We start from the raw sequence: 16,674 nt of genomic DNA on the forward strand, positions 1-16,674 counted from the left end.
TTTTATGGGTTAGAGTCCGTTTGATTCAATTTAGCTATATGCGCATTCAATTCCGTTTCAGACCAAGGATACACTCTTCCCTGCGAAGTATGCCGGGTACCCCCCACCAATCTTGGAGGAATAGGCCCCGCATGGTTCCCCCATTCATTCCGAATGTAGGTCAAAATAGCCGCAATGCTTCGATCATCCATTGTGGAATGGGATGGCATAACTGGTAAGATTTCAGGAGCATCATATAATTTACCTTTTACCGAAATCGGACCTTCAATTCCATGCAAAAGAATTAGAGCTAATCTTCTTTCATCTCCAATTACCCATTCCGAACCGTCCAATGGTGGTCCCATTCTATTTACTCCTCCACCATTTCCACCATGACATCCCGCGCAGGAAGCGAGGTATTTTTGTCTGCCTTCAGTAAATAGTTTCTGGGAATTTTCATCCAAAGCCAAAGCTCCTTCCTTGCTCTTTTCAGGGGAAAAACCTTCCCATCTAAAGAGATTCTTTGCCCTCGCAAGAGCAGAATTATCAGAGATTGGACTATTATCGCCAAAAAGTATAGGTCGCTCCCTTAAACTGAATTTCCCCAAATTATCCAGATTGCCTCCTTGAGTAGCCAAGCCAGAAAGTATGGCTGATGATGTCCAATGTTGTGAACTACTTTCAATCTGTGAAAGGAGCTGCCGAACTTCTTCCAAATCTCCTCCTTGAACAACGGCAGAAGTCAGCATTTCCAAGAAAATTGCTTTTTCCTGACTTTCCTTCTCACTCCACTCAGAGTCTCTCAAATAGGAAAGAAACTCCAATTCCTGTCCTTGAAGACTGCTGAGAATAGCATCCCGAAAGACAGGATCTTCTCCAAAGCCCTTTAATACCGAAACCAGAATTTTCATCTGATCACTGGAATCAAATACATAAGAACTTAAAGCGACCTGCAACTTAAACCGTGGAGTGCTCTGATTTAAATACTTTTGGACAACTTCCGCCAAAGCTTTGGCAATCTCAGAATCCTCTTTTGCAAAAGGCTCGAATAAACGGAGGACATGGGTTTTCACCCCATAATCAGCCTTTTCCAAAATCTCCAATAAAAACTCAGGGCTTAAAGCCTGAAGCCCTTCCAAAGTCCACAAGGCGTGAATCTTCCCCAAGTCAGTTTTGGCCTGATTGGAGATGAAATTTTCTAATTGGGGAGCAAGATTTTTTTGAGCAGACTCAACCAAAAGTCGTTGAGCCATATCTCGATGCCAACCGTCTGAGTGGTCTAAATAGGGAGTCAACTCTTCGAAAGAAAGTTCGCCAAGTTTTTCAGGAGAGCGGGTAGAAGTTCTTTTCGGAACAATTCTCCAAATCCTACCCATATGACCGGGATAATCCAATTTTCGATTTAAAGTCTGTTCCTTCAAGTAATCAGTCATGTAAGAACCATGCTGCACAATTCCCTGATACATATCTGCGATGTACAGGCCTCCATCCGGTCCAACTGCAGCGAAAACAGGCCGAAAGCGCTCATCGGTTGATGCCATAAATTCCCTTCCGGGATTAGGATCTTTGGCTTCTAGATAAAACCCATTTTCAGTGACCACATTGCGCTTGATCAAATTTCCTGCATTCTCCATCACGAACATATTTCCATGATATTCTTTGGGAAGCAAAGAGCTTCGATAGACAGTTGGCGCACTAGCTGATGTAAACTCCAAAAGCCTCTTGGCAGAATCCAATGTCCCGGGGATATAACCACGGTTCACAGCAGGATTAGAGCGAATAGGATATACCCGTCTATCAATAGTCAATCCATAGTCAATACCGCTGCTGGGTTGATGGAATTCATTTCTACCTATGGAATTTGGAGGAACCAAATCTCCATGAAGTTGGGACCAATTGTAATTATAAATTAGTCGACCCTGATCATCCTGAGAAATTCCCCACTGACCTCGAAATTCTGTACTATCTCTAATCCATTCTCCATCTAACAATTTGTAGCGAAGACGGGACTTGGCACTGTAATACCAATTGTCCAGATTTCTCACAAAACCATTATCTGAATGCTCGGGAATTCCATTGGCAGCATAAGTAGAATCGAGCAATACTTTACGATCTGCAACCCAATCTCCATCTAAATCTTCTGTGATCCACAGGGAATTATTCTCTGCTATTAAAGCTCCATTTCCAAAAAGCCCCAATGCTCGAGGCATGACCAAGCTATCCAAATAGGTGATCCTATGATCCATTTCTCCATCCCCATCTAGATCTTCCAAAATTGCAATTCGACCTACTCGCTGATGTTCCTCACTACCCTCCATATCATTCATGTACCCCCGCATTTCGACTACCCACAACCTTCCCCATTGATCAAATTGGATAATGACCGGACTTTCTACCAAGGGTTCTTGAGCAACCAATTGGACTTCTAAACCCTGATCAATCTGAAAAGTCAATAGTTCCTCTTCGGGTGAGCGAACGGGGCTATCGGGCGTTTCGGGCAAGGGTCCGGGTTCTTCACAGGATGCCAATACAGACAATCCAAAAAACATCCATATCCGAAAGTTTTTCACGTTTAACGAGATTATTTTGAGTTGGGCTAGAGAAGAAAACTCTCTTTCCTAAAATGAAATATATTTCCCTCAATACCAAACAAATATTGGTAAGCGGTTGGCTTTCCAAATGAAAAATGCATCAAGCTCCTTCAAAACCAAATTCAACAAGAAAGGAATAGCACAAATTCAAAATCTTTTTGACTTTCCCCTTTCCAAAAACCATTATTACCTTCAATCATCACAATTTTCCAAGATTAAAATCCGAACTTGTATAGGCGGGAATTATTCTCATTTTCGCATTCAAAGTTTCTATGAAGCACCTTCTCATCGTCATATTGCTGGCTTTTAGTATCGCAGGTCCCATGACCTTGGGATTGACTGCTTTTGAGCTTCGATTTTTTCAACTGAAGGAAAATATGGAAAGCCGCATCAATCGAAACCCGAATGATAAGCGGATTAAAACCTTGGTTTTTACTCAAGAAGAATCACAAACACTTTTGGATTGGGAGCATGAAAGGGAATTTGAGTACCAAGGAGAAATGTATGATGTGCTCGAAATCAAGGAAAAAGGCGACCAAATCGAGTACTTGGTTTGGCATGACCAAGAAGAAAGTGAGCTAAAAAAAAGAGAGTCGGAATATGAAGAGTCCTCTCGAGAAAATCATTCTGAGCATCAAAAACGAAACAGTTTTCATGTCGTTTTCTTTTTTGAAAACTTGTCTTCAATAAATTTTTGGAGCAATCCAAAGCAAGTAGCTTTCCAAGAAAATCTAAATCCGATTTGGGAAAACCCTGATCACAGGCGACTTTTTTCACCACCAAGGGGAATCTAACTTCCTTATTTCTCTCTGTTTTTAAATCGGTTTTTATTTTCAAACCCAATCAACATGAAATACATCATGACTTGGGTTCTTTGCTGTGTCTTGGTTTTTGTATCCAAAGGCCAAACCATCTCAGTGAAAGATCAAGTAAGCAATGAACCCATTCCTACTGTGGTGGCTCATGATCCATCTACAGGAAGGGTATTATATGCAAACGGAAAGGGGCAATTGGACCTTTCCACTTTTGCAGATTTAGAACTAATACAAATCAGTAGCTATGGCTACCAAACGGTAAGGTTGAGTTTTCAGCAACTGAGCACTTTACCTGACGCCACTTTGTATTTAGAAAAAAGCAATATCAACCTCGGGGAGGTGGTAGTTGCTGCGAATAAATGGAGGCAAAACAGTGATGATGTTCCTCAGAAAATTGTCACTATTGCCCCATCAGAAGTCCGATTTCAAAACCCACAAACTGCAGCAGACTTATTGGGGATTTCTGGCAAGGTTTACGTTCAAAAAAGTCAGCAAGGCGGAGGAAGCCCCATGATTCGGGGATTTGCCACGAATCGCTTGCTTTATTCTGTAGATGGTGTCCGAATGAATACGGCAATTTTCCGAGGAGGAAATATTCAAAATGTCATCAATTTGGATCCCTTTGTCATCAGTGATGCAGAAGTTTTGCTAGGGCCTGCATCTGTGATTTATGGGAGTGATGCCATTGGAGGAGTAATGAGTTTTGAAACCATCAAACCTGGGTTTTCTCTCGATGATGAGACACTGATCGAAGGAACAATCGTATCCCGCTACTCCAGTGCCAACAAGGAAAAGACAGGACACGCTAATCTCCAAATCGGTTGGAAAAAATGGGCATTGGCTACTAGTTTCTCAAGCTGGGATTATGATGACTTGCGACAGGGTTCCCATGGTCCGGAGGATTACATCAAGCGAAATTATGTCGAGCGAATCAATGGACAAGATGTGATTTTAACCTCGGAAGACCCTGCCTTAATCCAGATTCCTTCTGGCTATTCGCAGAAAAACTTCATGCAAAAAATCCGTTTCCAGCCATCTGATCATTGGGAATTTAATTACGGGTTTCATTATTCTGCCACTTCTAGCTATGGCCGGTATGATCGGCATAACCGCGTCAGAAATGGCTTGCCTCGCTATGCAGAGTGGAACTATGGCCCTCAAAAATGGATGATGAATCACCTGAAAATAACCCATAATCAATCTGGTGCTTTGTACGATCGGGTGAATTTGAGTCTTGCTCTTCAGAATTTTGAAGAAAGCCGAATCGACCGAAGCCTGAATGATCCTATCCGAAACACCCAAATCGAAAAAGTCACTGCTTATTCTGCAAACCTAGACTTCAGCAAAAGCCTTAATCCGAAAAAATTCCTTTTCTATGGATTGGAATGGGTGAAAAACAAGGTGAATTCCACTGGTTTTACGACAGATATCGAAACTGGAGAACAAGAGGAAGGACCTGCCCGCTATCCCCAATCAGATTGGAATTCCTTTGGGGCTTATGTGAATTTGGAATCCAAAATTCATGAAAAAGCTACGCTTCAAAGTGGGTTACGCTATAGTTGGTATGGAATTGAAAGTCAATTTGACACCCGATTTTATCCTTTCCCTTTTGAGCAGGCTAGCTTGGGAAATGGAAACCTTACCGGAAGCGTAGGAATCGTTTATCGTCCCAAGGAATCCTGGGTTTTAAGCACCAATTTAGGCACCGCCTTTCGATCACCCAATGTGGATGATATTGGAAAAGTGTTTGACTCAGAACCGGGAGCTGTTACCGTTCCCAACCCGGAATTAAAACCTGAATATGCCACCAATCTAGATTTGAGTCTTGCCAAACTTTGGGGAGATGCTTTCAAGGTGGACATTACAGGTTTCTATACCCATTTGGCAAATGCTTTGGTGAGAAGAAATTTCCAATTGAATGGCCAAGATAGTATTCTTTACACCGGTGAATTGAGTCAGGCCCAAGCTATCCAAAATGCAGCCGAAGCTCGAGTGTATGGAATTCAGATTGGGGTGCAGGCTAAGTTGACAAAAAGCCTTTCTTTTTTCACCGATATCAATTTCCAGGAGGGAAAAGAGGAACTGGATGATGGAAGTACTAGCCCTTCCCGGCATGCTGCTCCTCTATTTGGGGTGACACGATTGGATTACCAGGCCAGTCGTCTAAGAGCACAACTTTATGTCAATTTCCAGGGTAAAAGAAGCTTTGAAAATTTGGCTCAAGAAGAGCGCGGAAAGGATGAAATCTATGCCAAAGACGAAAACGAGAACAATTATTCGCCTGCTTGGTACACCCTTAATCTAAAAGTCAGCTATCCTATTCTTGATATTCTGCAATTGAATGCAGGGATTGAAAACATCACCGACCAAAGGTATAGGCCTTACAGTTCGGGGATTTCAGGAGCTGGAAGGAATTTTATTTTCTCATTAAGAGCAAGTTTTTAAATCAAATTGAAAAGTCTGGAGCATCTTAGCCCAGACTTTTTTATTTTAAGCTATTGAAGCAAAACTTTTATGATTTCACTTCCTAACTCCAAGTCAGAACTCGAAGCATTGATCAGCACAGGTCTGACTGAAACCGAGGCAAAACGCCGCCTGGAGGAAGTGGGCCCAAATACCCTCAAGGAAAAAAAGAAGAAAACTCCATTCCAACTTTTTCTCGATCAGTTCAAGGATTTTATGATCACCATCCTCATCTCAGCATCTTTAATTGCAGGGATTATTGGAGAATGGTCAGATACCATCATCATCTTAGTGATTGTCATCCTGAATGCGATCATGGGTTTCATTCAGGAGTACAGAGCTGAAAAAGCTTTGGAAGCCCTGAAAAAAATGAGTGAAACCCACACGAGGGTAATACGAGATGGAAAAACCCAAATTACCCATTCAAGTGAGTTGGTTCCGGGTGACATTATTATTTGTGAAGCAGGGAATATGATCCCAGCGGATATCCAGCTTTTGGAAGGAACTGCTGTCAAAATGGATGAATCTTCCTTAACAGGCGAATCAGTTCCCGTAGATAAAAAGGCTTTTATAGAAAAGCTAGAATCTCCCGACATCAACTCAGAACAGCATCTATTTAAGGGTACTTTCCAGACCAATGGACGAGGTGTAGGAATTGTTTTGAAAACCGGCATGGAGACCCAATTCGGGAAAATCGCAGACCTGCTTCAAGAGGGAAGTCCTGAAACTCCCCTACAGGTCAGAATGAAGAAGTTTGGAAAAACTATCTCCTTGCTGATTCTACTAATCTGTTTAATAATTTTTGGACTGGGCATTCTACGAGGTGAAGAACCACTTCAATTGCTCATGATTTCCGTGAGTTTGGCCGTCGCTGCCATTCCGGAAGCCTTACCCGCCCTAATTACCATTGCACTTTCCTTGGGTGCAGCTCGGATGGCCAAGAAGGAGGCTTTGATTCGGAAACTACCAGCCGTAGAGAGTTTGGGATCTATCACTTTTATCTGTACCGATAAAACAGGCACCCTGACCAAAAATCAGATGACTGTGGTTCGTCACTTTTCGGAAGAGAATGAATCTGTTTATCCTGGATATGATAATCTTCATTTAGCCCTGGCTTTGAATAATGATGTCAAAGTAGGGAAGGATGGAAAGCTATTGGGAGAAGCTACAGAATTGGCATTAACCCAGCATCTGATCAAGGAATTGGGAGAAAGTTCCTACCTAGAAATCTTAAAAACCTTTCCTAGGATAGGAGAAGTGCCTTTTGATTCTGATCGAAAGCTCATGAGTACTTTCCATCAAATCGGAGATCAGGTTTTGGTGATTTGTAAAGGGGCCACAGAATCCATTTTGGACATTTTGAAGGAAAAGAAAAATGTTCAAAAAATTAAAAAAGACTCTCAGGAATGGGCTGAAGCAGGGGAACGGGTTTTAGCTTTTGCTGGAAAAGTTTTAGACCAACTTCCACCAAAATCTGAATGGGATAAAATTGAAAGTGACTTGACTTTCTGGGGATTGATAGGAATGATAGATCCTCCACGCGAAGAGGTTAAAGAGGCAATCCAAGAATGTAAAACAGCTGGAATTCAGCCAGTCATGATTACCGGTGATCACCCGGCAACTGCCAAGACTATCGCAAAAGAAGTGGGTATTTTTGAAGAGGGGGACTTAGTAGTAAGTGGTTCTGAACTACGGGAAATGACTGATGAAGATTTTGCAAAAAAAGTAGAGAAAATCACGGTATACGCCCGGGTTTCTCCGGATCAAAAACTCCGAATTGTCCGAATTCTCCAACAACAAAATCAATTTGTCGCCATGACAGGAGATGGGGTAAATGACGCTCCTTCCCTTCGGGCAAGTACCATAGGAATTGCCATGGGAGGCACAGGTACTGATGTCAGCAAGGAAGCCGCTCATATGATTTTGTTGGATGACAATTTTGCAACGATCGTACGAGCCATTCGGGAAGGAAGAAGGATTTTTGATAATATCCGGAAGTTTATCAAATACATCATGACCTGTAATGGAGCAGAAATTTGGACAATCACCATGGCCCCGTTTTTAGGTCTTCCCATCCCTTTGCTTCCTATTCATATTCTTTGGATCAACCTAGTTACTGACGGAATTCCTGCCTTAGCCTTAGCAAAGGAAAAAGCCGAGAAAAACATAATGCAGCGCCCCCCTAGACCACCCCAACAAAGTCTTTTTGCAGATGGCTTGGGCTTGCACATCCTTTGGGTTGGAATACTCATGGCTGGAATCACTCTTTTCACTCAATATTGGGCGATACGCCAAGGATGGCATTGGCAAACCATGGTATTTACGGTCCTAGCATTTTCTCAATTAGGACATGTCATGGCTGTGAGAAGTGATAGAAGCCCTCTATTCAAACTTGGCATTTTCACCAATACTCCTTTGATACTTTCCATTATCGGAACCCTGATTTTACAAATCCTAATTATTTATCTTCCTTTTTTTAATCGGGTTTTTCATACCGAAGCCTTGAATCTTCCCGAATTAATCTTCAGCGTGGGTATGGGATTAGTAGTGTTCCATGCTGTTGAATTTGAAAAATGGATTAAAAACATCCGAAAAAAGAAAAACCAAACCAATCCTACCCATTAAGGATATCCGCTTACTAATTTTTCATTCGATTCTTAATTCATTCTAATTATCTTCCACCTTTCGATAACCAAAATTATTCCCGTGTCTAAACCATTCTCTACTGAAGAAAAACTCGAAAAATTACCCCGAAACTTAGGTCTATGGGGCGTTTGGATGCTGGTAGTCAATGGCTTTATTGGAGCAGGAATTTTTGGATTGCCTTCAGGAGCAGCTGCTTTAGCCGGAGAATACAGCGTTTGGATTTATGCCTTTTGTGCTTTGCTCATGCTTCCTGTTATCTTAAGTTTCGCAGAAATTGGAAGTTATTTCCGCGGAACAGGAGGCCCAATCAGGTATGGAGCCTTAGCATTTGGAGGATTTGTAGGTTTTCAGGGTGGATGGCTCTATTACCTAGCACGCCTGATTTCATTTGCGGCGAATACTGTTTTGCTTACCGATAGCATTGCTTATTTTCTCCCTATTGCAGGAGAAGGTGCAGGAAGATTAGTGACTGTTTTTCTGACAATTGTGGGATTGAGTATCATCAATATTTTGGGCTCCAGTGAATCCATCCGCTCCATGACTTTTTTCACCATTATCAAGTTTGGGGTCTTAATCGGCTTAGTCTTCGGTGGATTTTTGTTATTGGGTGATTCTGTTCTTCCAAGTTTTGATAGTCCAATTCCACCGGCTGGAGATTTGGGTGCGGCGGCGCTTTTGTTGATCTATGCATTTGTAGGATTTGAAGGAGCTATTGTACCAGCTGGAGAAGCCAAAAAACCCGAACGGGATATGCCCTTAGGATTAATCTTGGGATTAATTGTCGTAGTGATTTTGTACATGCTCATCCAATTGGTGACCATGGCTGCTGTACCGAATCTTTCTGATTCCAATACTCCTCTTTTGGACGCAGCATCGAGCCTTTTTGGAGAAATTGGGGCCTATATTTTAATGATCGGAGTAACCACATCCGTGATTGCAAATCTGATCAGTTCCATGTTTTCTGCTACAAGAGTCACCTATGCTCTTTCTCTAGAAAATTCCCTGCCCTCTTGGTTTGGACAAGTCCATAATAAATTCCTGACTCCGGCGAATTCAGTTTTATTCTTTGGAATAGCAGCGTTTATTCTTGCAGCTATGGGTTCATTCCGTGCTTTAGCTGCCATGACCGTTTTGTCTAGACTTTTCCTATTTATCATGACTTGTGCAGCCGTTCCTGCCCTTCGTCCAAAATTCAAAGCCCCCAATCGCTTTATCCTGAAAGGAGGTTACACCATTCCAATTTTGGGTATTCTTGCCTGCCTCTGGCTGATGTTTCAGGTGAGTTGGAACTCCGTATGGATGACTGCCATTTTTGTAGGAATCGGAACGGGCTTATATTGGATTGGGAAAAGACAAAATCAAGAATAAGGAAAGCTTTCCCGGCTTTTCTTACTAAACAAAATCCTGATGTCAACAGGTAAGCTGGCCATTCGAACCGTTTATTTCAGCATGCTAGGTAATGTTCTGCTTGCTGGGATCAAATTCTTAGCTGGCTTTTTTGGAAATTCCTTTGCGCTTATCGCTGACGGCATTGAATCCTTAGTGGATGTTTTTTCCAGTATTTTGGTGCTTTTTGGATTACAATATGCCCAACGTCCCGCCGATGAAAATCATCCCTACGGGCATGGAAAGGCAGAAGCACTTATCACTTTTATGGTGGTTGGTTTTCTGATTCTATCCGCTGCTACCATTGCTTTTCAAGCCATCCAAAATATTCGAGAACCACATCCGGCTCCAGAAAATTGGACCTTATGGATTTTGGGAGCAATTATTCTTTGGAAGGAAATTTCATATCAAATTGTCTTATCAAGAAGCAAAAAATTGCACTCCACGTCACTCAAGGCCGAAGCTTGGCACCACCGAAGTGACGCAATTACCTCGGTGGCGGCATTTATCGGGATCTTGATTGCAGTGATTGGCGGAGAAGGTTTTGAAGTAGCTGATGATTACGCGGCCCTCTTCGCCAGTGGTTTTATCCTTTACAACTGTTACCTGATTTTCAGACCAGCATTGGGTGAGGTCATGGATGAAAACAATTATGAAGAACTCACCAAAGAAATCCGAAAAATAGCCTCCACTGTGCCCGGGATAAAGGGAACCGAAAAGTGTTTCATTCGGAAAGCAGGAATGAAATATCATGTGGACCTCCACGCCAGTGTGGACGGAGATTTGAGTGTAAAGAAAGGCCATGATATCGCACATGACCTGAAAGACACGCTAAAGTTGGAGCTACCAGAATTAGGACATATCCTGATTCATATCGAACCTTTTTAGGGTTTCTTTGACAATGGGTGACAGAAAAACCTAATACCCAATTAAATCCGGTAATTTCCAGCTATGAATTCGATCCATATCACTTCCTATAAAAGTCCTGCTGGAGAGTTAATCTTGGGTAGTTTCGACAATCAAATCTGTCTTTGCGACTGGAAATACCGAAAAATGCGTGCTTCCATCGATGAACGAATTCGCAAAGGCTTGGATGCGGAATTTATAGAAGGAGAAACTGAAGTAGTTAAAGAAACCATCCGACAACTGGAAGCCTATTTTGAGGGGGAACTTACACAATTTGATATTCCACTTTTACCGGTTGGTACCGATTTTCAAAAAGAGGTTTGGAAAAAGTTGACCGAAATTCCTTTTGGAGAAACTCGCTCCTACCTACAGCTTTCGAAGGATTTAGGGAATCCAGACGCCATCCGCGCTGTAGCGTCCGCCAATGGTGCCAATGCCATTTCAATCCTGATTCCCTGTCACCGAATCATAGGTTCGGATGGCAGTCTTGTAGGATATGCAGGAGGTCTAGATGCCAAAAAGAGGCTACTCAAACTTGAGAAGGCTGAAATACAAACTGACAAAGCCCAATTGAAATTCTTTTAAGCATTATTCTAATTCAATAATGAAAAGCTCTGCTTGGCAATTTCCAATTCTTCGTTGGTAGGAATGACCAACAATTTAACCCGTGAACTCTCGGATTGAATTTCCTGTACAGCTTGTTTAGGTCCTGCATTCTTTTCAGTATCCAATTCAATTCCCAGATAATTCATCTCTTCACAAACCAATTGACGAGTCAATCGGTCATTTTCACCAACCCCTCCCGTAAAAATGATCGCATCCAAGCCATTCAAAACTGCTGCGAAGGAACCGATGTATTTTTTGATTTTATAGGCATAGAGATGATAAGCTAGTCGAGCTTCAGGATCATCAGCATTGTATTTCTTCTGAATATCCCGCATATCGCTAAAGCCGGTCAATCCCAACATGCCGCTTTTCTTATTGAGAATCTGAAATACATCCTGCAAGGAATAACCTAGCTCCTGAACCAAATGGAAAATCACAGACTGATCGATATCTCCCACGCGGGTTCCCATCACCAACCCATTCATAGGACCAAATCCCATACTGGTATCAATGGATTTTCCATCCTGAATCGCTGCCATACTACAGCCATTCCCTAAGTGAATGCTGACGATTCGTTTTCCTTTGGTTCCCAAATATTCTCGGGCTCGTTCAGAAACATATTTATGGCTCGTTCCATGAAATCCATAAGCACGAATCCCATGCTTTTCATAGAATTCATTGGGAATGGCCATTCGAAAAGCTACCGGAGGCTGGGTTTGATGAAAAGCCGTATCAAAAACCGCCACCTGCTTTGCATTACTAAAAATCTTCTCAGACACTTCAATACCAAGATAATTAGCTGGATTATGCAAGGGCGCTAAAGGAAACAGTTCTTTAATTTTGGCTTTGACTTCTTCTGTAATAAGTTGAGTACTTGCGAATTTTTCACCACCATGAACTACACGATGCCCGACTGCTTCCACTTGCTTTGGATCGGTAATTACTCCAACTTCAGGATCAACCAGCAATTTTGCTACTTCCTGCAATCCTGCGGAATGATCAGAAATCGGCATTTTTTCCGAAAATTCAACAGGTTCTCTTTTCAAAAAAGAACGATAATCCACTCGAGAACCTTCCTGCCCGATTCGGTCAACCATTCCTGAGCAAATGACTTTTTCTTCCGGCATGCTGATCAATTGGTATTTGATGGAGCTACTACCTGAATTAATCACAAAAACATTCATAGGATTAGGATTCTTGAGCTTGGATTGCAGTGATTACAACTGTATTGAAAATATCGATAACTGTACAGCCGCGGCTCAGATCATTAACCGGTTTGTTGAGTCCTTGGAGCATGGGACCAATTGCAATAGCCCCTGTCTCCCGCTGTACAGCTTTGTAGGTATTGTTTCCGGTATTTAGATCCGGGAAAATCAATACACTTGCCTGACCTGCTACTTCTGAATTCGGAAGCTTTTGCTTTCCTACAATCGGATCCACAGCTGCATCATATTGGATGGGTCCTTCAATTTTTAAATCCGGTCTTCGGGATTTAACTAGCTCAGTAGCTGCCCGTACTTTTTCCACTTCCTCCCCAGAACCTGAAGAGCCTGAAGAATAAGAAAGCATGGCAATTTTAGGCTCGATTCCAAACATCTGAGCCGATTCAGCAGAAGAAATGGCGATATCGGCCAACTGTTCGGAAGTTGGATTGGGCACCACCGCACAATCTCCGAAAACAGAAACACGATTTGGTAAACACATGAAAAAGACCGAAGAAACAGTATTCACTCCCGGTTTGGTTTTCACAAACTGCAAAGCAGGTCGAATGGTATGTTGGGTTGTATGAATTGCCCCGGAAACCATCCCATCTGCGTCTCCCTTATACACCATCATGGTACCAAAATAGGATACATCATGCATCAGATCTCGAGCAGTTGCCAAGGAAAGTCCTTTGTTTTTTCGAAGCTCATAAAGCGTCATCGCATAATTTTCAAAGTTGGGTGAGCTCGCCGGATCTACGATGTTCACTTTATCCAAATCCATAGAAAGATTCAGTTTGGAAATAGCACTTCGGATTTCATCCTGATTTCCCAAAATGGTCAAATCCACAATTTCTTGTCGAAGCAACATATCGGCAGCTTTCAAAATCCGTTCATCGTTTCCTTCTGGAAGAACAATATGTTTTTTGTGACTTTTGGCTCTTCTGACGATTTGATACTGAAACATCCGAGGTGTCAGAATAGTGGAGTTGAAGGAAGTGATACGTTCAGAAAGGGCTTTTTCATCCACATGTGAATCAAATAGGCGAATGGCCAAAGCAATCTTATCCTTATCATTTGGTGAAATTCGGGCCCGAATCTGATTCACCTTAGTGACAACCATGAAGGTCCCATCCTCTACTTGTAAAACAGGTACTACTGTTTCCAAACCTTCAATCAACTTGACAATGGTGGATTCCGGATACATACCCCCAGAAACGATTACCCCGGCAACCTTTCCAAAATTTCTGGAAATATTTGCTTGAAGTGAACCTACCAAAATATCTCCCCTATCACCTGGAGTTACAACCAGTGTATTATTATCTAGTCGATCCAAAAAATTATGCAATTGCATGGCTCCCACGATGGAATGATCCACACGATTTGTTAGAAATTCCTTTCCAAAAAGCAATTTGGCTCCCAAAGACTCCATGATTTCCCCCATGGTAGGATTACTCAATTGCTGATGGGAAGGAATGACATTCACCAGAATACTTTCGGGAAGCACATAGCGAAGTCTTCTTAAAACCTCATCCAATTTGCTCGCTTGAACTTTATTGGCAATAAGAGTCAAAACCTGTACTCCCCTAGTCAAATAGCTATTTGCGCTAGCCATTGCCAAATCCACAATTTCCGAAGTAGTTCGATCTGCTCCATTCAAAATAATAGCAGCCGGAATTCCGAGATTTTTTGCAACGGTGATATTCCCATCAAACTCTACATTGGTATTGACATCCGTAAAGTCCGTACCCTCCACGACCACAAAGTCCGCCTCCTCTTTCAAGGAGTTAAATTTCTCAATGATACTGTCTATCAGATAAGCTTCATTTCGCTTATTGATTTCTTTAATCGCATTTTTGCGGGTAAAGGCATACATCTCCTCATAGCTTTGAGTCAGATTAAACTGCTTGGAAATCAGCTCCAATCGTCTATCTCTGGACTTTTTTCCTCCAGAAATAATGGGTTTGAAATAGGCCAATTTCTCGGCTTTACTGGCCAACATATTCATGAGCCCCAAAGCGAAGATAGATTTGCCGGAAAAGGGTTCAGTAGTAGTTAAATAAATTGCATTAGTCATACGCTGAAAATAAAAATTCGATTTTTATCGGAAACAAAGTTGAGTAGGCTATCCCTAAAAATACCTGACAAAGATCAGTTCACAAGGGGATTTTTTAAATGATGAATTGAGAAGGAGAAATGATGAATTGAGATTTACGAATTACGATTTACGATGCACGAACCCTCCAAGGGATTGGTAATCATGTAATTAGGGAAATTCTTAAAACTCCTAATCAGAAAAAGAAAAACCCTTGGAGGGTTTCTTGAATTGAGAAGAAATAATGAATAATAAAAAATGAAGCTTACCCCCAATTGCTAACTTTACCACTTTCCACCTTCCAACCTTCTTAAAGGTAAATACCTTCAAAAAAGACCCCATCGGGGTCTAAGTTTGGTAACCCGGGGTAAGACTTTCGACGGAGGAGAAAGACGCAACCCCGGGTCAAGAGAAAAACATCTCAACAGCGCTGGGCCTTATAAAATGGTAGAAACACGAATATCTATTCCCAGCAAGATGGCCATCTTCCGATAGGTAGATAAACCAGGAATGAATAATTAATTAAGAATGAGTATGATGAGTTGGGATTTACGATGGACGATCTACGATTTTCGATTTAAGAACCCTCCAAGGGATTGGTATTCCTGTAATTAGGGGAATTCTTAAAACTCTTCATCAGAAAAAGAAAAACCCTTGGAGGGTTTCTTGAATTGAGAAGAAATAATGAATGATGAATGTAGAATGTAGAATGTAGAATAATGAAGTGGAACCCCCTTCTTTCCAACCTTCCCACTTTACCACCTTCTAACTTTCCAACCCCTTCTAACTCAACCCTCCCGCGACCAAAAACCCTATATAAGTCCCCAAAGCATTTCCTAGGCTTCCAACCAAAACTCCCGGGATCAGCAAGTCAGGTCGATTCAGACTTTCAGCAGCGGCGATTGCGGTAGTATTCCCTCCCACATTTGCCTGAGAAGCAACAGCAATTACATCCCAATCCATCTTCAAAAGGGATCCTATTCCGAAGACAAACAAGCCGTGAATCAAAACCAACAATCCCACAAAAAGCATCAGCGTTCCTGCCAATTCTCCAACCCCAGAAAGTGCACCAATGTCACATAGGGTCCCTATTACTGCGAGGAAAAGAATAATCATGAAAAATCCCAAGGTATGCTTCCCCTGCAACTGCTGAACAGATGGAAACTGTGCCAAAATCAAAGCCAATGTCGTCAAGGTGATGATCTCAGGAATAGCAGGAAAATATACCTGAACCACCTTGCTGATAATCATTGCCATCAATCCCAAAGCTAAAATTGAAGCCAAAGAAGACATGGAAATAGCTTCCACTTGAGGGAGTTTTTCACCCGACTCCGCTGACTTTAATTTCTTTCTGGGAAAAAACTTTTGCAGGTATTTGGGCAAGATCAAGGTGGCAATAATCCAAGGCGTACCAATCAAATTATCCACCACAGTCGTGGCTGCGAAAAGAGTTCCTTGTTCATTCACTCCGTAACTCAATGCCACTGCATTGAAATTGATGCTTCCTCCTATATAAGTTCCCGTGTACATCCCGGCCACTGCCCCTGCCAATTCTCCTATCGCAGCTTCAGGTTTTACCAAAAACCAGGATACCAACACTCCCACAACTGTACCCACGGTACCTATCGCAAACATGAGTAAAAGTGGAATCCCCGCATTTTTCAAACTTTTCAAATCCACCTCCAAAAGAGCAATAAATATCCCCAATGGAGCCACATATTGAAAAACCCCATCATAAACAGGGCTACCTTCCATGGCTGAAGGGATCAAGCCCACATTGGCAAAAACAGCACAAATGAGGATGGCCCAGATGGGTGTCCCAACCGTCCTTCCCCAAGAAAACCGGGTCAACCAAATGGCAAAAAACACTCCCAAGCAAAGGACAGCAGCAATGAATATGGGATCATTTTGGAAACTCATTTTGGAAAAATAGAGAATACTGGGTTTTAAACTAAACCAGTGATCAAAATAATTTCGAAATAAAA

Annotated in this window: 10 protein-coding genes; 6 read left to right on the top strand and 4 right to left on the bottom strand. The window is 42.1% G+C overall.

Going from position 1 to position 16,674, the window contains the following annotated elements; translation table 11 throughout:
- Positions 1-2 precede the first annotated feature (2 nt).
- Positions 3-2,549: a DUF7133 domain-containing protein gene (locus tag E4S40_RS10040; protein ID WP_237563169.1), complete on the bottom strand. Its 2,547-nt coding sequence runs from the start codon at positions 2,547-2,549 to the stop codon at positions 3-5.
- 293 nt (positions 2,550-2,842) lie between these two features.
- Here E4S40_RS10040 and E4S40_RS10045 point away from each other — a divergent pair, with 293 nt between their 5' ends.
- The 6 genes from E4S40_RS10045 to E4S40_RS10070 all read left to right on the top strand — a co-directional run bounded on the left by E4S40_RS10045 (position 2,843) and on the right by E4S40_RS10070 (position 11,371).
- Positions 2,843-3,364: a hypothetical protein gene (locus tag E4S40_RS10045; protein ID WP_135073616.1), complete on the top strand. Its 522-nt coding sequence runs from the start codon at positions 2,843-2,845 to the stop codon at positions 3,362-3,364.
- A 54-nt stretch (positions 3,365-3,418) separates the two neighbouring features.
- Positions 3,419-5,830: a TonB-dependent receptor gene (locus E4S40_RS10050; protein ID WP_202615358.1), complete on the top strand. Its 2,412-nt coding sequence runs from the start codon at positions 3,419-3,421 to the stop codon at positions 5,828-5,830.
- Between the two features lie 69 nt (positions 5,831-5,899).
- On the top strand, positions 5,900-8,473 hold the full coding sequence (locus E4S40_RS10055; RefSeq protein ID WP_135073618.1) for a cation-translocating P-type ATPase: 2,574 nt from the start codon (positions 5,900-5,902) through the stop codon (positions 8,471-8,473).
- 81 nt (positions 8,474-8,554) lie between these two features.
- The gene (locus E4S40_RS10060) at positions 8,555-9,862 is read left to right on the top strand and encodes an APC family permease (protein ID WP_237563170.1); all 1,308 of its coding nucleotides are present in this window, start codon (positions 8,555-8,557) and stop codon (positions 9,860-9,862) included.
- A gap of 39 nt (positions 9,863-9,901) precedes the next feature.
- On the top strand, positions 9,902-10,768 hold the full coding sequence (locus E4S40_RS10065; protein WP_135073620.1) for a cation diffusion facilitator family transporter: 867 nt from the start codon (positions 9,902-9,904) through the stop codon (positions 10,766-10,768).
- Between the two features lie 63 nt (positions 10,769-10,831).
- Entirely contained in the window at positions 10,832-11,371 is a 540-nt protein-coding gene (locus E4S40_RS10070; protein WP_135073622.1) for a methylated-DNA--[protein]-cysteine S-methyltransferase, read from the top strand.
- A gap of 8 nt (positions 11,372-11,379) precedes the next feature.
- Here E4S40_RS10070 and E4S40_RS10075 read toward each other — a convergent pair whose 3' ends face one another.
- From E4S40_RS10075 to E4S40_RS10085, 3 genes are all read right to left on the bottom strand, one after another.
- The gene (locus E4S40_RS10075) at positions 11,380-12,576 is read right to left on the bottom strand and encodes an acetate/propionate family kinase (RefSeq protein ID WP_135073624.1); all 1,197 of its coding nucleotides are present in this window, start codon (positions 12,574-12,576) and stop codon (positions 11,380-11,382) included.
- 4 nt (positions 12,577-12,580) lie between these two features.
- Positions 12,581-14,671 carry a phosphate acetyltransferase gene (gene pta, locus E4S40_RS10080; RefSeq protein ID WP_135073626.1) on the bottom strand — a complete coding sequence of 697 codons (2,091 nt, stop codon included), beginning with the start codon at positions 14,669-14,671 and terminating at the stop codon, positions 12,581-12,583.
- 801 nt (positions 14,672-15,472) lie between these two features.
- Positions 15,473-16,609 (bottom strand): DUF819 family protein, encoded by a 1,137-nt coding sequence (locus tag E4S40_RS10085; RefSeq protein WP_135073628.1) that lies wholly within the window; start codon positions 16,607-16,609, stop codon positions 15,473-15,475.
- Between the last annotated feature and the right edge of the window lie 65 nt (positions 16,610-16,674).

This window comes from Algoriphagus kandeliae, from assembly GCF_004571135.1.
Classification (GTDB): domain Bacteria; phylum Bacteroidota; class Bacteroidia; order Cytophagales; family Cyclobacteriaceae; genus Algoriphagus; species Algoriphagus kandeliae.

Coding starts and splice junctions, on each gene's coding strand:
- E4S40_RS10045 (WP_135073616.1), top strand. CDS start 2,843: ATGAAGCACCTTCTCATCGTCATATTGCTGGCTTTTAGTATCGCAGGT.
- E4S40_RS10050 (WP_202615358.1), top strand. CDS start 3,419: ATGAAATACATCATGACTTGGGTTCTTTGCTGTGTCTTGGTTTTTGTA.
- E4S40_RS10055 (WP_135073618.1), top strand. CDS start 5,900: ATGATTTCACTTCCTAACTCCAAGTCAGAACTCGAAGCATTGATCAGC.
- E4S40_RS10065 (WP_135073620.1), top strand. CDS start 9,902: ATGTCAACAGGTAAGCTGGCCATTCGAACCGTTTATTTCAGCATGCTA.
- E4S40_RS10070 (WP_135073622.1), top strand. CDS start 10,832: ATGAATTCGATCCATATCACTTCCTATAAAAGTCCTGCTGGAGAGTTA.
- E4S40_RS10075 (WP_135073624.1), bottom strand. CDS start 12,576: ATGAATGTTTTTGTGATTAATTCAGGTAGTAGCTCCATCAAATACCAA.
- pta (WP_135073626.1), bottom strand. CDS start 14,671: ATGACTAATGCAATTTATTTAACTACTACTGAACCCTTTTCCGGCAAA.
- E4S40_RS10085 (WP_135073628.1), bottom strand. CDS start 16,609: ATGAGTTTCCAAAATGATCCCATATTCATTGCTGCTGTCCTTTGCTTG.